Annotated in this window: 19 protein-coding genes, 1 other RNA gene and 1 pseudogene; 18 read left to right on the plus strand and 3 right to left on the minus strand. The window is 38.3% G+C overall.

Annotated elements, in window-relative coordinates:
• The first annotated feature begins 3 nt into the window (after positions 1 to 3).
• Together GR929_RS12955 and GR929_RS12960 are read left to right on the plus strand one after the other, a co-directional pair.
• On the plus strand, positions 4 to 417 hold the full coding sequence (locus GR929_RS12955; RefSeq protein ID WP_159520471.1) for a hypothetical protein: 414 nt from the start codon (positions 4 to 6) through the stop codon (positions 415 to 417).
• A complete protein-coding gene (locus tag GR929_RS12960) occupies positions 414 to 848 on the plus strand; it encodes a hypothetical protein (RefSeq protein WP_159520473.1) in 435 nt (144 codons plus the stop codon). The genes GR929_RS12955 and GR929_RS12960 overlap by 4 nt, the downstream gene beginning before the upstream one ends.
• Here the strand turns inward: GR929_RS12960 and GR929_RS12965 are convergent, their stop codons facing one another.
• Positions 849 to 2,048, minus strand: coding sequence for an NAD(P)-dependent oxidoreductase (locus GR929_RS12965; RefSeq protein WP_159520475.1), 1,200 nt, complete (start codon positions 2,046 to 2,048; stop codon positions 849 to 851).
• 434 nt (positions 2,049 to 2,482) lie between these two features.
• On the opposite strand from GR929_RS12965, the gene ssrA reads away from it, so the two are divergent.
• The 16 genes and pseudogenes from ssrA (at position 2,483) to GR929_RS13040 (ending at position 15,103) form a co-directional block, all read left to right on the plus strand.
• Positions 2,483 to 2,883: a transfer-messenger RNA gene (ssrA, locus tag GR929_RS12970) on the plus strand.
• A gap of 348 nt (positions 2,884 to 3,231) precedes the next feature.
• Positions 3,232 to 3,417, plus strand: a pseudogene (locus tag GR929_RS22025) (Arm DNA-binding domain-containing protein); the annotation flags it as partial.
• A 45-nt stretch (positions 3,418 to 3,462) separates the two neighbouring features.
• Complete coding sequence (locus tag GR929_RS21905; protein ID WP_262886053.1) at positions 3,463 to 3,867, plus strand: phage integrase SAM-like domain-containing protein; 405 nt, start codon at positions 3,463 to 3,465, stop codon at positions 3,865 to 3,867.
• On the plus strand, positions 3,821 to 4,054 hold the full coding sequence (locus GR929_RS22165; protein ID WP_394366235.1) for a tyrosine-type recombinase/integrase: 234 nt from the start codon (positions 3,821 to 3,823) through the stop codon (positions 4,052 to 4,054). The genes GR929_RS21905 and GR929_RS22165 overlap by 47 nt, the downstream gene beginning before the upstream one ends.
• A gap of 412 nt (positions 4,055 to 4,466) precedes the next feature.
• Positions 4,467 to 4,955 (plus strand): GNAT family N-acetyltransferase, encoded by a 489-nt coding sequence (locus GR929_RS12985; protein ID WP_159520481.1) that lies wholly within the window; start codon positions 4,467 to 4,469, stop codon positions 4,953 to 4,955.
• A 4-nt stretch (positions 4,956 to 4,959) separates the two neighbouring features.
• Positions 4,960 to 5,517: a Crp/Fnr family transcriptional regulator gene (locus tag GR929_RS12990; protein ID WP_159520483.1), complete on the plus strand. Its 558-nt coding sequence runs from the start codon at positions 4,960 to 4,962 to the stop codon at positions 5,515 to 5,517.
• Between the two features lie 68 nt (positions 5,518 to 5,585).
• On the plus strand, positions 5,586 to 6,428 hold the full coding sequence (locus GR929_RS12995) for an alpha/beta fold hydrolase (RefSeq protein WP_159520485.1): 843 nt from the start codon (positions 5,586 to 5,588) through the stop codon (positions 6,426 to 6,428).
• 396 nt (positions 6,429 to 6,824) lie between these two features.
• Entirely contained in the window at positions 6,825 to 7,382 is a 558-nt protein-coding gene (locus GR929_RS13000; protein ID WP_159520487.1) for a Crp/Fnr family transcriptional regulator, read from the plus strand.
• Between the two features lie 23 nt (positions 7,383 to 7,405).
• On the plus strand, positions 7,406 to 7,996 hold the full coding sequence (locus GR929_RS13005) for a Crp/Fnr family transcriptional regulator (RefSeq protein WP_159520489.1): 591 nt from the start codon (positions 7,406 to 7,408) through the stop codon (positions 7,994 to 7,996).
• A gap of 60 nt (positions 7,997 to 8,056) precedes the next feature.
• Positions 8,057 to 8,983: an alpha/beta hydrolase gene (locus tag GR929_RS13010; protein ID WP_159520491.1), complete on the plus strand. Its 927-nt coding sequence runs from the start codon at positions 8,057 to 8,059 to the stop codon at positions 8,981 to 8,983.
• 80 nt (positions 8,984 to 9,063) lie between these two features.
• On the plus strand, positions 9,064 to 9,621 hold the full coding sequence (locus GR929_RS13015) for a GNAT family N-acetyltransferase (protein ID WP_159520493.1): 558 nt from the start codon (positions 9,064 to 9,066) through the stop codon (positions 9,619 to 9,621).
• Positions 9,618 to 10,517: a leucine-rich repeat domain-containing protein gene (locus GR929_RS13020; protein WP_159520495.1), complete on the plus strand. Its 900-nt coding sequence runs from the start codon at positions 9,618 to 9,620 to the stop codon at positions 10,515 to 10,517. The genes GR929_RS13015 and GR929_RS13020 overlap by 4 nt, the downstream gene beginning before the upstream one ends.
• Position 10,518: 1 nt before the next feature.
• Entirely contained in the window at positions 10,519 to 11,406 is an 888-nt protein-coding gene (locus tag GR929_RS13025; RefSeq protein ID WP_159520497.1) for an alpha/beta fold hydrolase, read from the plus strand.
• 29 nt (positions 11,407 to 11,435) lie between these two features.
• Positions 11,436 to 12,083: a class I SAM-dependent methyltransferase gene (locus GR929_RS13030; protein WP_235934324.1), complete on the plus strand. Its 648-nt coding sequence runs from the start codon at positions 11,436 to 11,438 to the stop codon at positions 12,081 to 12,083.
• Between the two features lie 672 nt (positions 12,084 to 12,755).
• Entirely contained in the window at positions 12,756 to 14,324 is a 1,569-nt protein-coding gene (locus GR929_RS13035) for a Fic family protein (RefSeq protein WP_159520499.1), read from the plus strand.
• Between the two features lie 617 nt (positions 14,325 to 14,941).
• Positions 14,942 to 15,103, plus strand: coding sequence for a hypothetical protein (locus GR929_RS13040; RefSeq protein WP_159520501.1), 162 nt, complete (start codon positions 14,942 to 14,944; stop codon positions 15,101 to 15,103).
• Positions 15,104 to 15,521: 418 nt separating this feature from the next.
• Here GR929_RS13040 and GR929_RS13050 read toward each other — a convergent pair whose 3' ends face one another.
• Positions 15,522 to 17,072: a DUF5060 domain-containing protein gene (locus tag GR929_RS13050; RefSeq protein WP_159520505.1), complete on the minus strand. Its 1,551-nt coding sequence runs from the start codon at positions 17,070 to 17,072 to the stop codon at positions 15,522 to 15,524.
• A gap of 505 nt (positions 17,073 to 17,577) precedes the next feature.
• The gene (locus GR929_RS13055) at positions 17,578 to 17,733 is read right to left on the minus strand and encodes a hypothetical protein (RefSeq protein WP_159520507.1); all 156 of its coding nucleotides are present in this window, start codon (positions 17,731 to 17,733) and stop codon (positions 17,578 to 17,580) included.
• Positions 17,734 to 17,831: the final 98 nt, after the last annotated feature.

A 17,831-nucleotide genomic window follows, 5' to 3' on the forward strand; every position in this document is an offset into this window, starting at 1 on the left:
ATCATGGAAAAGAATGTAAAAATTATCGTCATTGGATTGGTTGTGTTGGCAGTTGTTGCTTCGTTGATCTTTGTCAGTTTTAAAATTGAAGGTCCGGGAACACTCATTGGAGGCTTGGCTGTATTGTGGGCCGGAGTAAAATCGAAAGTTTTCGGCAGAAAAACTACAGAAGATAAGATTGAGCAAGTAAGAAGTGACCACAACCTAAAACGAGAAGAATGGCAAACAGCCAAGGAAGAATACGATTCTAAATTTCGACTGCTACAGGCTCAAATGCAGTATATCGACTATAAATCAGCCTTAATTTCAGAAAAAATAAGCAATCTGGATGATTACCAAAAAAAGAAGATTGCTGAAATTGAAAATGCAAACAGCGACCAACTATTGGAACTATTAAACGAAAGGACTACTCAATGATTAAACACGCCATACTACTTAGCTTTGTTATACTTTTAGCCGTAGGTTCACGGGCACAAAGCAGCAAGTTAATACCCGGTAAAAGCTTTACCAATCAAAGTACCGATACCTTATTTGTCATTCCAATGGATCGGGTAAAATTGCTTTTATCGAGCGAAGTAAACAACGACATTAACCTGCAAAAGCTGGAGCTGTACAAAAAGAAAATCAGCCTTTTTGAAGAAAAATCAGCCCTGGCCGACAGTGCGATCACAATCAAAAAGTTGGAAGCTGACTATTGGCATGAACAACTCCTTCAGCGCGACCAACTTCTGGAGAACCAACAAATAGAGAATCTGAAGCTGATTGACGACAAGAACCGCATCAGACAATCGCGCATTTATTACCTGATTGGCGGTCTGATTGCCGGAGCTGTCGTATTTTCGCTGTAGCTATTCTTTCAGAAATCGGTTCAGGTAGCTAAAAGCTGGTGTAAGTTCTCCATCATTCAAAATGGTCGCTCGCTCAATAATTTTATGCTGATCGTCGCCAAAAAGCGAAGGAAAAACCTCGTGATACATTTTACGGGCAAATGTTCTGGATGCATCAGCTGGCAGTGCTGCCGGAAGGTTGTCCACAGCACATACCGTGACATAATTTGACGAACTGAAAGCCTCCTCCTCTTCAAGGCCGTCGGGCTCGACATCGTAAAATGGTTCTTCAATCGTCGAAGTACGCAAAGTTGTTGGAATTGGCCCCGGCACATCGCAACTAACATCGGAGATAACTGAAATACTAAAGTCCGGCGATTTCAGATCATCAGCCATAAAGAAAACCGGAGATTGCTGATTCCAAAAATGCGCAGCAATGTATACGTCAGCCTCCTTGGTATAGGGTGTGAATGATGTTTCATATTCAGTCGGATTTTCATAGAAGTGTTTCAGGTCAAATTTACCTTGCTTTCTCTTGACATAGTCTTCCGGATCAAGCCGGGTGTAAACAGCATGCTCATATTCTCTGGTTAAAAAATCGTTCGGCAGCACTTCATGGACTCCCATTCCTTTCACAATCTCTAAGACACCGCTGGCAACCCGCCCACCACCGGTAATCAATATTTTTAGAGCCGGCAATTCCAACGCTTTCAGTTGATGGTGAAGATCGCTTAAGTCGCGACACTGCTCAGGCCCCGGGATCGACAAATGGCAAAAGCGCTTACCGGCAGCCATAAAAGCGTAGTAAGCTCCAACAACTCCTGCCCAAAAACCAAAAGCGACGAGCCTCGAACGATGCTTGTCGACAAAATATTCATAATCTATCAGGGTGATATTTTTTTGAGCCATTAGCTTAAAGAACTCCTGATTATGCACCTGTTCTTTTGCAACATGCGAAAACATGATGTATGTTTTCCCGTCGATGAGCGCTTCGTTCGCTACCTCCTTTACGCCAATCAGCAAATCACAATGTGAAACATCTTCTACAACCGGAATCCCTATGGCAGCATATTCCTCGTCCTTATGCACTCGCAATTCACTTGACTGAACCACCAATTCAACATCCGGATAATTTTTCAATATCAATTCAGCTGTTTCCGGTGTTATGGCCACTCTCCTATCCTTCCAACGTCGGGTTTCCCTTAATATTCCAATCTTCATGTTTCTTCTGATTTTCGTTTGCCTAAAGATAACAATTATCATGATTTCCAAAGATCGCAAACTCCTTTTCAGAATGGCTAAAAAGACATACATGGTTGCCGTTTGGGTATTTGCTATGCTTCAGACGAACACTCGCCGAAGGAAGTATAATTAGGCGTATTCGGAAACCTTGACAAAGCATTTCTGAATGGGCTTAACCGTCACTCCATGTACAAAGGGCATCACTTTCCGGAACTAGTTTTTATCGTCTAAGTGAAAGTAACACATAATGACGAATTCAGACGACTCGACTTTCTACCCACGGAGAGGTAGCACGTCAGATCTAATTGGTATTATCAAATAGATTCAAGTCCTCATCACGATTTTTGATAAGGCCTTGCTGTTTTTAGGGAAATGTTAAAAAATATTGTACTTTTGCTCGTCCTCAAAATACCGGGGCTGACTGGTTTTGACAGCGGGTAGAAGAGGTGTGTAAGCATGGCGAGCTTAGGTTGTTGGCTCGTTAATCCTAATGATCAAACTTTTAATTGGCGAAAACAATTACGCTCTTGCTGCGTAACCGAATTAACAGTAGGTTAACCGCTTAATCCCGGTACCAGGTACTGGGACAAGACATCGCCCGGATGCTATTGCTTTGAGGCTATCCGGTCAGGCGGTGCAAAAAATCGAGGCTAGTTGAATGGTTGCTTCGTTCATTCAGCGAAAATTAAGAAGCTAAGGTAGTGGTCGGTGGCCTTGATCCAGCTACTACTCGAAAACCAAGTCGAGGCTAATCATGTAGAAAGCACATTGCTTCCTCGTTTGGACCCGGGTTCGATTCCCGGCAGCTCCACTTTTTTACATACAATTTACAATCAAAAAACATTAAAGCACTGAAATTCAGTGCTTTTTTTTATTTTTCAGGATACCAGATAAAATCAAATAAAACCATAATTTAGGTGAACAATTCGGTTAACAAATCTCCAATCCATTTTTGTTAACCGAATTGCTCCTATTTCACTGTTAAACAATGTGTTAAAAGGGTCTAAATTTTACTATTTAAAATTATTTTTCTTAATTTACACACAAAAATCAGTGAACATTTTAACATGAATACATTCTATACGTTTAATCTTCTTTTTTACTTGCGCACAGATCGCAAAAAAGATGACTCTCTTTATCCAATCTATATGCGGTTACAGTAGATGGGAAACGAGCCGAACTATCAACTAAACGATTCATTAATCGCGACAATTGGGACTCTAAAGCCAATATGGCCAAGGGATTTAAAAGTGAGGTTAAGCAGCTGAATCAATTTTTGGAATCATTGAGAACGCTCATGAATGATTACCACACAAAGATGGTAAAAATGGGTGAAGAAGTCACTGCTCAGCACCTTAAAAATAAATTTCTCGGCATTTCAGAAGACAGAAGAATGCTCATTGAGGTGTTTGAATATCATAATCACCAACTAAAAGAATTGGAAGGGACAAGTTATGCATCAGCAACGATTAAACGATATACAACTACACTAGACCATATAAAAGCCTTCCTGGTGTTTAAGTATAAACTTAATGATATTCCTCTAAACCGTTTAAAATATTCTTTCATCACAGATCTGGAGCATTATTTCAAAGTAACCAGAAAGTGCAACCACAACACGACAATTAAATACATTAAGAATTTTAGAAAGGTAATTAACCTGGCGATTAAAAATGGATGGTTGTTCATACAGCAGGTATCCGAACAAGAAAACAGAAGATCACATCTTCCCTATTTTCACAAATCAAAGAATGAATGCTTATTTAAAAGAAATTGCCGATTTAGCATCTGTCGATAAAAACCTGACTTTCCATATTGCAAGACATACTTTCGCCACGACAGTTACACTAGCCAATGGTGTACCAATCGAATCTATAAGCTCAATGTTAGGCCATAAGAGTATCCGAACAACTCAGATTTACTCGAAAGTCATTAATGCAAAAATCAGTAAGGATATGGATAAGCTAAAAAGGAAATTAAGCTGAGTTGAGGGTTAACATTAAGAATTAGAAGCTAATTTAAGTATTTACAAATTGAGATTTTTTTCTTCTCCACTGGATTGAGATTGGAATCGTGATGACCCAGAATATAATCAAACAACACCCTTTACTTTTTATTGATCTGTCACACGTACAAAGCTTTTTTTAACAAGAAGGTGATTCAAATAATACCTTAATGACATTCTATTTAGTAAAGCAGCTTTGAATAAAGTTTTCAATTTTAACCTACTGCAGAATTATCCAATTTTCGCTTTCTGTCTAATTTGAATCTCTTCAAAGTTGTCTATCTTCCAAGAGAGGCTGATAACACCTATGTTGTGTTGTGATCCCCCACGATTGTATTATATGATATTTGATGTATTTTTGCTCTCTAAAATATGTGACGACTCCGAATATTATGAAAACTACAATTGCAAAATCAGATGATCTGAAAGAGATCATTTCACTTTTCACAAATACGATTAATTCAGTTTGTGCCAAAGATTACTCACCTCAACAGCGTGCAGCCTGGACTGCCGGAGCTAAAAACACCGAACGGTGGCGAACGAAACTCGAACAGCAATATTTTATAGTGGCACGACAGGAAGAAACGCTCCTTGGTTTTGCTTCGCTCGACAACAACTATATAGATTTCCTCTTTGTACACAAAGATTTCCAGGGACTCGGAATTGCCAAACAATTGTATGACGCATTATTGCAAAAGGCCATCGAAACGAGTGTTGGAACCCTTAGATCTAATGTAAGCCTCACCGCCCGTCCCTTTTTCGAAAAAATGGGCTTCGAGGTGATCCGAAAACAGGACAATCCAACCCGAGGAGTGAATCTTACCAACTTCAAAATGGAAAAACGTCTAGAAAAGAAAACAGAAATCGAATCTTTACAATGATTTTATGGAACAACTGATCAACTATATAGAAGAATTCGTTAAACTCGACGATGACGCTAAAGCCGCTTTGCACGAATTGACAGAAATGGAACATTTCTCTAAAAACAAATACATCCTCGAGCCGGGTCAGCGTTGCAATAAAATTTGGTTTCTCAAACGAGGTATGGTTCGAAAATTCTATCTCAATGACGGCCAGGAAGAAACCGTGTGGATTCATACTGAAAATCAAACTTTCACATCTCTGGAGAGCTATGCGCAAAATACTCCTTCCAAGGAATACTTGCAAGCATGTGAAGATTCTGAACTTATTTGCATTACAAAAGGCAATAGCGAAAAGCTGGCTGAATTTCCAAAGATTGTTGCCTTTGTAAATGCAATGATGGGTAGGGAATTTGCCAACATCGATAAACATACCAAAGCCCTTAATCAGCGCGATGCAAAAGGGAAATATGAATATTTGAGAGAAATTGCTCCTGAACTCCTTAAAAGGGCAAAACTCGGCCACATCGCTTCAATTATTGGTGTCTCAAGGGAAACTGTCAGCAGGATTAGGAAAGCATAATTTTGTGATCTACATCAAAAGAAAACCTCTTTTTCCTTTTCAACTTTGCCAAATAAATTTTTTAAGAAATGGCAAAGAAATCAATTTACAAAACAGAAAAAGGAAAACAACTTATTCAAAACAACTACTCCCAATTACTTTCAAACTGGGCGCAACCCTGTAAACAACAGTTTATAAAAACTCAGCTTGGCGATACTTTTGTGTTGGAAAGTGGAAAGGTTGATGCCCCAGCAGTAATTTTATTGCATGGTTCCGGTTCAAATTCGGCAATGTGGATGACCGATGCTAAAATATTATCCGAGCGCTATCATGTATTTGCTGTTGATATCGTTGGCGAATGCGGTAAAAGTGCTGAAACACGCCTTCCTTTCAAGAACAACAATTACTCTGACTGGCTGCTTGAAATAATCAACCAGTTAAATATTTCAACAACAGCTATTATCAGCAATTCACAGGGTGGATGGATTGCCCTCGATTTTGTAATTAAATATACCGAAAGAATTACCAAACTGGTTCTGATTGCAACAGCGGGCGTAACGAATATCCGCCTAAAAACGTTTTTTTGGATTATAGTAACATCACTATCCGGGCAAAAAGGATTCGATAAACTCAACCAGATGGTTTATGGCGATTTAGAAATTGACCAACAGAGTCTGGCATTTGCAAATCTTGTCAGGCAACATTATGTGCCTAGAACCGATGCATTACCTACATTTTCGAATGAGCAACTACAACAAATCAAGTGTCCGGTTTTATTTATTGGTGGCGAAAACGATTGTTTTTATGTTTCAGAAAAAACGGCTAAACGCCTTGAACAGAATATTGAAAACGCTAAAACATTGGTTCTTAAAAATTCGGGACATGTTGTCATCAATCAAATAAATACGATCATTCCATTTTTGGAAAATTAAATATATGAAATAACGACAGAAGTATTTGATAAAAATGAAACATGGCGCATAAAGTATTACGACATATGTGCAGTAGTTACACATATTTTGCTTTCAAATAACATTGCAAGTCAACAAAATATTATATTTTTGCAGTGCATGAATATACAATTTAATTCTACATCTACCCGACAATTGATGTCGGTATAACAGACAGGTAACCACGAATATACCCATTGCGGATTATTCATACCTGTCATTCTATTCTGTTTGATGTTAAAGCAACATCCTAAAGTGGTGTGTACTTTAATATCTCAGTGATTATTTCCATTTTTCAAATAACCTTCGATGAAAAGCCTTTGTGTTTTCCATCAAAACAACTGCATTAAACGATGATGTGGTTTTAAATTGTTGAAAATGTATCAACTGATTAACAAAATAGATTCTACCAAAAAACAGAATTACAAAATTATAGAGCGATTGAACGAAATTGCCTCACCTGAACTCTATTCAAAAAATCAATACCTGCTTGATTACGGACAGCGCTGTCATAAAATATGGTATTTAAAATCGGGTATGGTTCGGCGCTATTATATACACGAAGGCAAGGAAATTACCTTGTGGTTGTATGCTGAAAATGAAATTTTTACAGAATTTCAAAGTTTCTCGCGCCGTATGCCTTCCGGAGTTTATATTCAAGCTTGTGAGGATACTGAAGTAGTAAGCATTTCACGATCTGAATATCTAAGTCTCAGACAAAATCCTGAAATGTGGTTATTCTGTATTTTGATGATTGAAAATGTTTTTCTCGACATTGACCAGCATCTGCGTAATCTTCAAACAAAAGATGCAAGAGGAAAATACGAATACCTGCAAGAGCAAGCTCCCGAAATAATCAAACGTGCCAAGCTGGGGCACATTGCTTCAATGCTCGGAATCTCGCAAGAAACTTTGAGCCGGATACGCAGAGGCTGAACATTAAATTCTTAATTTTGAACATGACTGGATCGATCCAAAACTTCAGAAAATTTATTGAAAGCTACATTCCGATAACTGATGCAGAGTGGGAAACAATTTGTTGCGACTTTAGGTTGAAGTTATTTGAGAAAGACGATTTGATAGTTGAACAAGGGAAGATATGCCGCCATTTCTATTTCTTTGAAGAAGGCATAATCCGCGTTTTCTATAATATTGATGGTAACGATATAACCAAATCATTTGCCATTCCTCCGTATTGTTTTACCTCGAAGATCAGTTTCAGAAACCAGATTCCATCGGAAGAAAGTATTCAGGCGCTTGAGAATACAGTGGTTTGGGAAATCACTTACAGACAATACAGAAGACTGGAGAAAATAGAGACGTGGAACCGTTTTATGCATAAGCTCATTAATGAGATTCAGGAGTATACTGAAAAACGTATGCTAGAATCTAAAATATACACAGCCGAACAAAATTACGAGCTTTTACTTAATCGATATCCGGCACAACTGATGCAAAAAATTCCATTAAAACATCTGGCATCATTCTTAGGAGTAGCACCTCAATCTTTAAGCCGAATTAGAAAAAAGTTACATAATAGCAGAAGTTAACATAGGTGAATTTGCTTTTGCAAACAAAGCGGGAACTTTGTAGCCGAAAAGAAAATCATTATGGCAAGTTTTAAAAGTAAAATCCTGATTGGTATCATGCGAAAGCGCCATTGGTTTAATGGGCAATGGAAAAAACCGGAAATAGCAAACTCTGTGGAAGCAGTACTGGCTTTTCGGACTGAATGTGAAAAAGGCGCCGAACGGTTTGGCAAAATTCCGGATGGCATTGAAGTAAAGCCCGAGGTAATTAATATGATTGTTTCGGAATGGCTGATACCGGAAAATGCAGTGCCCGATAAACTGCTTTTTTATGTACATGGTGGCGGTTATGTTTCGGGCTCGTGCAACGATCACCGAAGCATTGTTTCGAAAGTGTCTAAAGCTACACGATTAAAAACCCTGCTTTTCGAATACGGACTGGCTCCTGAAAATCCTTTCCCTGCGGCATTGAATGACACGATAACGATATATCAGGAAATATTGAAAAAAGGTTATTCCCCCAAAAACATTATCATGATGGGTGAATCGGCAGGCGGCGGACTTTGTCTGGCAAGTTTGCTTGCGATTCGCGACCAGAATATTCCCCTGCCCAAAGCAGTAGTAGTCATTTCGCCCTGGACCGACCTGAGTTGTTCTGGGGAATCGTACAGCACAAAAAACAAAGTGTCACTGGCGCCGCTGAATAGTTGGACAGTCTTCAGTGGTTTTTATGCTGCCGGGAGCAATATCACTGATCCGTACATTTCGCCTTTATTTGGAGATTTGAAAGGATTGCCGCCCCTGTTTATCAACGCCGGAAATGCCGACGAACTGTTTGATGATTCCCTCCGTTTATACGAAAAAGCCAGACATGCAGGAATCGATGTCGCCTTTCGCGAAGGCAAAGATATGATACATTGTTATCCTTTACTGTCTCCTCTTTTTCCAGAAGCCACGGACGCAATGAACGAAATTACTGCGTTTATCAAACTTCACCTCGAAAAGTGATTTCTTGACCTATGTCAAAAATATTCCAAAGGGCTTTTCGGTCCTTTGCTGCCAATTAGAAACAAACAAATAATGCCTCAATGACAACTGAAAACATTACAATTAGAGAAACAGAAAACAACGATCTACACACTATTTGCGAAGTAGAGAAACTCGCATTTGGTTACGACAAAGAAGCCCAATTAACAGTGGCTCTTTTGAATGATTCAACAGCCAGACCTCTATTGTCCCTTTTGGCATATCACAACGAAAAAGCAGTCGGGCACATTCTTTTTACAAGAGTTTATATAAATGAAATGTCGGAAGATCAACCCTTGGTTCATATTCTAGCGCCGCTGGCCGTTATTCCTGAATACCAGAAACAGGGAATTGGCGGAATGCTGATAAAAGCCGGGCTGGAAAAGCTCAAAAAAGCTGGATCGAAAATGGTATTTGTACTCGGTCATATCGGGTATTACGATAAACATGGGTTTATTCCCAACGCCGGGAAACTGGGCTACCAGGCTCCTTACCCAATTCCTGAAGAATTTGCCAACGCCTGGATGGTGCAGTCGCTAAATACGGAAGATTTTACAGTAAAAAAAGGAACGGTTGTATGCGCCAACGAATTGAATAAACCCGAACACTGGAGAGAATGACAAGCAAAGAATTATATACGAAATTGACCGAGGCCTATTCTCAGGAGAACCTGAACAGGATTACCGGGAAACTGATTCTTCTTTACAAAAACAGGAATTATGCGAGCATCCGGGCAATCGCGAATAAGATTTCGAAGTACGTTGACATCAACGAAGAGAGAGATGCCAAATGTTTCTCGAAACTGGTGGTGTTGTATCATCCCGATAAAGGCCATGCCATACGCGAAGAAATTCAGCAACTGTACGAGCAAAACAAGTTTGAAAGCTTGCAAAAATTTGCCCACATCCATCTTGTTCAGGACATCGAGAACCTGGTAGTTAAGGTTGTTGATGAAAGTATTGATTACCGACCCGAATATGTATGGGACACAGAAAGTGATGACGGAGAATACCCAGACCCGGGAGCCGATGAAGACACTTACTACGATAATCAGGATGACGTTGACATCGAACGTTCATTTTTCAACCTTATAAAAATCAGGGAATACGGAAGAACAAACATCGAACTTCCGAATTACTACCTCGAAGATTTTGAGGAGTTTGAACTGGCTGAATCGGAACTGGATTTACTCGATGGCGTGGAATATTGTACACACATTAAAATTCTGGACGTGTCGAATAATAATTTAACCGATATCAGCAATTTATGGGATTTAAACGATTTGGAAGAACTGTATCTCTCCAACAATCAAATCGGTTACATCGATGCGTTGAGTAATCTTTCCAAACTCAGGATCGTTGATCTGTCGGGGAATGAAATCGATGACATCAGTCCACTTTTCGATTTGGAAAATCTTGAATATGTGAATTTGGTTGGAAATCGGATCCCAAAAATCAGCTGGCAGAACTGGAGAAGAAAGGTTGTGTTGTCGTTAATTGATAATAAAATAGTATAATATGAAGCAAAAATTAAAAATATATTTAGGATGGGTTTTAATTATTATAGGGTTAATATTCCTTGCAACTAAGCTAAAAGCCCAATCAAATTACCCTCAAATGGTTGCATCGAAAGATGGTACGCAAATATCGTATGAAGTTTACGGTACAGGTGAACCGACACTTGTGTTTGTACATGGCTGGAGTTGCGATGCAAGATACTGGCAGAAACAAATAGCTGAGTTTTCCCGAAACAATCGAATTATTTTGATAGACCTTGCGGGACATGGCCACTCGGGAATGACCCGTGAAAAATATACCATGAAGGCATTTGGAGAAGATGTGCAGGCGGTGGTGGAAGCAACCGAAAGCAAAAATGTGCTGCTTATCGGTCACTCATTTGGTGGAACCGTTATTGCCGAAGCAGCGCGGTTAATGCCCAAAAAAGTGAGAGGACTTATCGGTGTCGATACGTTTGAAAACATCGAGTACCCCCTAAGTCGCGAAGAGTTAAATGGAATGCTGCAGCCATTTTCAGAAGACTTTCAGGCCGGAACACGACAATTTGTTCAACAAATGCTACTTCCTGACAAAGATACCTTACGACGGAATTGGATTATTGCAGACATGTCTGCAGCACCTCCATCTGTAGCTGTAAACGCTATGAAAGATTATTTGACACAAAGTGTAACCGGTGAGGCTGCCCAAATTTTCGAAGATATCCATTTGCCTGTTTGGGTTGTAAAAGGAGATTTATGGCCGGTCGATTATGAGGCGAATCGAAGACACATGCAATCTTACGAGGTTATTGAAATAGAAAATGCAGACCATTTTCTTATGCTGAATCGACCAGATGAATTTAACCAGGCATTAAAACAAGCCATTGAGACACTTACTTATAAAAAATAATAATTACAAATTAATAATACGCGTTAAACATGAGCAATGAAAATACTTCAATTCACGAATTCGATTTGAATGTAATTCACGAATATTTTCTTAATACAAAAAGGCAAGGACCGGGAAGCCCTAAAATAACACGTAAAGCACTGAGTTTTATCGATGGCCTTAATGAGAAGTCAAAAGTGGCAGATATTGGTTGTGGTACAGGTGGCCAAACAATGGTTTTAGCTGAAGATATTATTGGTGAAATTATCGGGATCGATTTACATTCGGGTTTTATAAATCAATTTAACCAAAATGCACAAACATTAGCTATGCACAACAGGGTAAAAGGCCTTGTTGGTAACATGGAAGATCTTCCATTTCAGGAAGAAGAGTTAGACTTGATTTGGTCGGAAGGTTCGATATATAATATTGGATTTGAGCGTGGATTAACCGAATGGTGGAAGTTTTTGAAACAGGGCGGTTATGTTGCAATAACTGAAAATACCTGGTTTTCCGATGAGCGCCCTGCTGAAATAGAGGAATTTTGGCAAAAAGCATATCCAGAAATAGATACTATCCCGAACAAGGTTCATCAAATGCAGAAAGCTGGATATTTTCCGGTTGCCACATTTAGAGTCCCCGATACTTGTTGGACAGACTATTATGCTGCTATGGAAAAATACAAAATTCTTTTCTGAAAAAACATAAAGGAAACAGAACCGCAGAAGAATTTATAAAATATCAGCAATATGAAGCAGCGTTATACGACAAATACAAAGCCTATTATGGTTATGCGTTTTACATTGGGAAAAAGCTGTAAAAACAGTAAAGAATGAAAAGGAGAATTATTCTAATAGCGTTTGTTATAGGATGTTTCGTGCAATCATATTCGCAATCTTCGTCTATGAATTCGGTTTTAAAAGGTGGTGATAAAGTAACTTTTTTTACCAGGCCTTTTTCCAGAACTAAATGGTTCAATTAGGCGAGAATTGTAAAAAGGTTTATAGGATAGTAAGTCAATAAACCATTAGTTAACACTGTAATTTTTGAATTCATAAAGTATTTAATATCAAATATTTTAAGAAGACCTCAATCATGAAAACAGTTTACATTTTATTATTAATGTTTCTAATTACGTTACAATAATGCAGAAAAACGATACCTTGATTAATTGTTAGTGGTTAGTGAAATTTCAAACGAACTTGAAACAAAAGGAGAAAACATTGAGCAATTCCTGTTTATTTTTGGGAACAATCTTAAAATTTAACACCCCATATGCCGCTCATTTTAATCATACACTCCCTATATGCGCCCATAATTCTTGAATTACGCCCATTTTATTTCTATATTGCACTTGAAATTCTACAAAAATGAACAATAGCACCCATTTTTCTCAAACCACACCTACTTTTCATGGGAAACAATGTCCTGAAAAAGGATATATAGTTGGCTACGCTGCAATCATCGAAGAATTAAGACTACCAATACCAATTCCGTATCAAATTACTTTGGTATGTAACCAGAATAAAAACTATGAAACCGATGATTGGAAAATCCTTCCCAAATCATACCTACCTGAGGATAATTCTGAAATAACAGAAATTGAAGCATTGTACAAACATTTGGTTTTTGCACTGAAATATGAAGGGATCAACCTCCTGGTATTTCGAAAAATTACTCAGCATTACTCAACGGAACAATTAAGAAACCTGGTTGATATTGAACCGACCGGTCAGTACAGCAGGAGAATATGGTTTTTAATAGAATGGATTACAGGGAAACAGTTAGAGGGGAAAGAAGACCTCACCCGGAAAAGTTATGTTCCTTTGGTTGATGAAAAACTTCAATTTGCAGTATTGGGAGAAAAATCTTCCCGACAGTTAGTAATAAACAACCTTCCCGGAACTCAGGAGTTTTGCCCACTAATCAGAAAAACACCAAAACTTGAAAATTATATTCAGTCTCAATTTTCTGAAAAAAACAGGTTATTTCTAAATGATGTACATAAAGATATTTTGCAACGAGCTTCTTCATTTCTGTTATTGAAAGATTCCAAAGCATCATTTACAATTGAAGGAGAAAGCCCTAAGGCTAAACGTGCTGCCCGTTGGGGGCAAGCCATAGGACAAGCTGGCAGTAAAGATTTAAGTTTTGAAGAACTGGCCCGACTACAACAAATCGTTATTGAAAACGACCGCTTCGTTGAAATGGGTTTTCGAAAAAAGGGAGGTTTTGTTGGTGAACATGACAGAACTACAGGAGAGCCTATACCAGAGCATATTTCAGCAAGATGGCAAGATATTGAAACCTTAATGGCCGGTCTGATTGCCACGAATAAGTTATTAATAGAAGATGAATTTGATGCAGTTTTAGCTGCTTCAATGATAGCATTTGGTTTTGTTTTTATACATCCATTTGAAGACGGAAATGGCCGGATTCACCGTTATTTAATCCATCACACACTGGCTAAGAAAAATTTCTCACAACAAGGTATAATATTTCCGGTTTCAGCTTCAATACTGGATCATATTAATGATTACCGGATAATATTAGAAAAATATTCTCATCCTCTTTTGGAACATACTGAATGGAAAGAAACTGCAGATCATAATATAGAGGTATTAAATGATACAATTGACTATTACCGTTATTCCGATATCACTCCTCAAGCAGAATTTCTTTACGATTGCGTAGTCGATACCATTGAAAATATTATACCTTCGGAGGTATCCTATCTTGGGCATTACGATGAATTCAAACGTTTTGTAGATGATGAATTTGAGATGCCCGATAAAATGGTAGCTTTATTGGTTCGTTTTTTAGAACAGAACAATGGAGAACTTTCTAAACGAGCCAGAGAAAAAGAGTTTGAAGCTTTATCCGAAACTGAAGTTAATCAGATTGAAATGAGGTATAACGAAATATTCAAAACGCAGTAATTAATACCAAAATAAATGTAAAAACAACGCTGGTGAACGATTCGGTTACCACTCTAAGCAGCCCCTCAATAAATATCTGATTTAAAGCCTAATGCCGATATTACTCGGTTCCCGACAGCTCCAGTTTTTCAAAAAGCATTCAAAAGCAAACTCCTGTAAGCACCACATTTACAGGAGTTTTTTATTTTTGACTCCTGCAACAAAGTGCATAAAAACGCATATTCGAAGGTGCAAATTCGGGAGTTCATTGTTAACAACAAAAGACTCCCGAATTAGACTCTAACGCACTGAATTAAACTATTTTGCATTTTATGGCGTTTGACGTTTGCGATAGCTTTAAAGTCTAATTTAAACGTTTAAAAGATGGCAAAACATGCTACGTCTAGTGTTATTTTCGTGCCAAGGGCAAAGAAAAACACTGAACAAAAGAGAGAAAAACTGTATGCGCGTATTACAGTTGACGGTCTAAGAGTAGAAATGAGCCTAGCAAGAGACTTATCGACTGGCTTATTTAATACAAAACTCAGAGGTGTTTAGGAACCAACTCAGAGAGTAGGCAGATCAATGATTTCTTATCGATAGTCAACAGTGACCTAAACGAGATTCGAAAAAAACTCATGCTTGAAGGGAAAGAAATCACGGCTGAATTAGTCAAAGCTCGTTACAAAGGCTTACCCGATCCGGATGATATCCCAGACCCGACGATTTTAAAACTATACGACAACCGCAAGTTTAAAGAGTTAATTGGGACTAAAAACCATTCCCCTTCCACCTGTTGAACTGTTATAATCGATTTATTTGACCGCAAGGTAGTAGGATGGTCAATGAGCAAAGGATTGAGTGCTAAAGAAACCACAATTACTGCAGGCAGGATTGCAATTAAAAACAGACCTGTTACCCAAAAACTCATTTTTCACTAGGACAGGGGGATTCAACATGCTTGTTCGGCATTTACCAATGTATTGAATGCAAACAAATGGGGTTGCTGAACTATGAGCAGAAAAGGAAATTGCTGGGATAACGCAGTTGCCGAAAGTTTCTTTAAAACAATAAGAGTTGAGTTTGTATATAAAAATCAGTTCATTAATTCACCCAATTTGTCGTCTACATATGTTACAAGTGCGTAATATGCCCGATATATTTATTTTATATGGTTTGCAAAAGCGAAAATAATTTTATTCCTTGATTGTTCACTTTTTAAAATTCACCGATAGCCACTATCCAATCGGATAGATAAGGAAATTTAATTATTTGCGATTTCGCTGTCAAATCACCAAAATTAATTTCGTAGTATTCTCGTTTGGTATCTACCATAATTGCAGGCTGTTTTTTTTGTAAGCTACTTAAATCAATTTGTACCGTATTTGCATCTTCGCGATAAAGAACTAAACTATTAGCTCCCTCACTGAGAATAATATATGTATTGTCATCGGTACTGAGATTGTTGGCTCTTTTCATATCTTTTAAAAACCGATTTTTTTTATCAAAAAACACAGACCAGGTCTTAATCCATTTTTTATTAAGAAAAACTCCGCCAGGCTCTAGTTGTGGACTCAACCCCCAAATATTTCCAACACCACCGGCCATGGTCGATTGGTAAACTCCTCTTCTTACCAGTTCTTCTGTATAATCTTTACCTTTATATCTTTTTTCATTGCGAATCCTAAAACGATCTTCCGAAAGCACCGGTTTTCCAGGTATGGCTTCAATTGAATTCACGTACACTTTGTATGTGGGTCTGTGATGTTCATAACTGCTATAGTCAAGTCGTTTGTTCCATTTAGCATCCTTTGTGTGATCCACCCCCCTGTTCGGACCTTCTGGTCTGCCTCCAACGAAATGATGCCATCCCATGTAAGAATGCATAGAATCCCGCCAGGTTGACAATTGGTATGCTGTGACCCATTCATCTAAATCAAAACCATATCCTAAACTCCACCCTGGAACAGGCCCTAATCGTGAAGCAATATACCGTTGCAAACGCCTGTCTTCAACTCCTCCTTTCTTACCCTTCAACCGCAAAGGCGTCTGTGAACGTTGATCATCTCCCCAAAGCCAGATGTGCACCATTCCCCCTGCTTGATGTACTTTTGTAATTAACAGCTCCAATGCTTCAAAAGTCCTGAAATCAGGATGTTGCATAGTAGGTTTCACTTGGTTATCGGGAGAATCAAAATTGAACCACCAACCTGCAATTGCAGGAACATGGAAACCGTTAAAACCGTGTTTGTTTATAAAAAGATCAAGTTTATTTTCAATCAATTCTGGACTTTTATAATATGCTTTCGGACTCTTACTTTCCATAATATAATCCAACATAACCAGTTGTGGAACAAAAGGCTTTTCTGTTCCCTCCCATCCCCATTTACTGTCGAAATTGGTTAAAAATCCATGAGCTTCTTGATTTGAATTTTCAGTAATTAATACGTCCCCTTTCAATCCGTCCAAATCAGGATCAACACTCTCAGTTATAAAATCCCACATTCCGATTTCAGTTCCTGTAAATCTGAATCTCCAAACGCTATCTCCGCAATAAAACATCTGCGTAAAATGGGATATCTTGCTTTTTTTGTGTTGAAAATGGACATTAGCAACAATATCGAAAGGATTTCCTGAAAAGGTACTGTTTACGACTTCCCATTCAATATAAGGATACCAAATCGTTCCTGTTTTCTCTGGTAAATTGTTATCAGTTACACAGGAAAAGGAAATTAATAACATGATGACTAGTAATGAGTTTGCTTTCATAGAGAATGTCTTAAAATGATTTTTTTATTTTGTATTGTAATCAAGTAGTTTGTGTCTTATGAATTTTATGACATGGTATGTTTTAGTCTGTTACCTCTGATAAATAGGTAATCACTATAAGTTTCATTCGCGGTGACCATAATGCATTGATTGTATTTTTTATGTTATCGGGATCACCTACCATCCTGGCATTTAAAATATCCCGGCTGTTTTTTTACGCACGGACAAACGGCCCTGCAGGGTTTGGGTCTGGATCGGTTTCAGCGGTAAAAGCAGCATCAATCATTTATAAACCATCTATTTTTTTCAACATCCCAATTCTATCGGAGAAATTCTCGCATGAATGGTGGACCGCCCCCCCCAAAAGCTTTTCCCATTTTTTACGATGGTTTTACAAATGGCAGGTAAGTTTCAGGCGATCATCACTACATTGCCATCGCCCATCGACACCGGAAATTCTCCTTTGGTCTGCTCCTGGAAATACTCAATCATTTGTAATAAATGATTACCAACGTCGGTTCAGTTTAACTCCATATGCACGACAGACATCAACCGGAAAATCGACTACTTTAACCGAATCAATGGAGCTTGCCTGTGTAAAGTTGCTACATTGGAGTAGATAGACTTTTAATATTCGCAAATCGGGTTTATAATTTCTCATCCATATAATATACTTGATAGTAGTGGAAATTCGCTTTTGGCATGGTGCTTATCTCTGTTTTCATAATCTCAAAGAACGATTATCGAACGTATTTGGGA

This window comes from Sunxiuqinia indica, from assembly GCF_009847015.1.
Taxonomy (GTDB): domain Bacteria; phylum Bacteroidota; class Bacteroidia; order Bacteroidales; family Prolixibacteraceae; genus Sunxiuqinia; species Sunxiuqinia indica.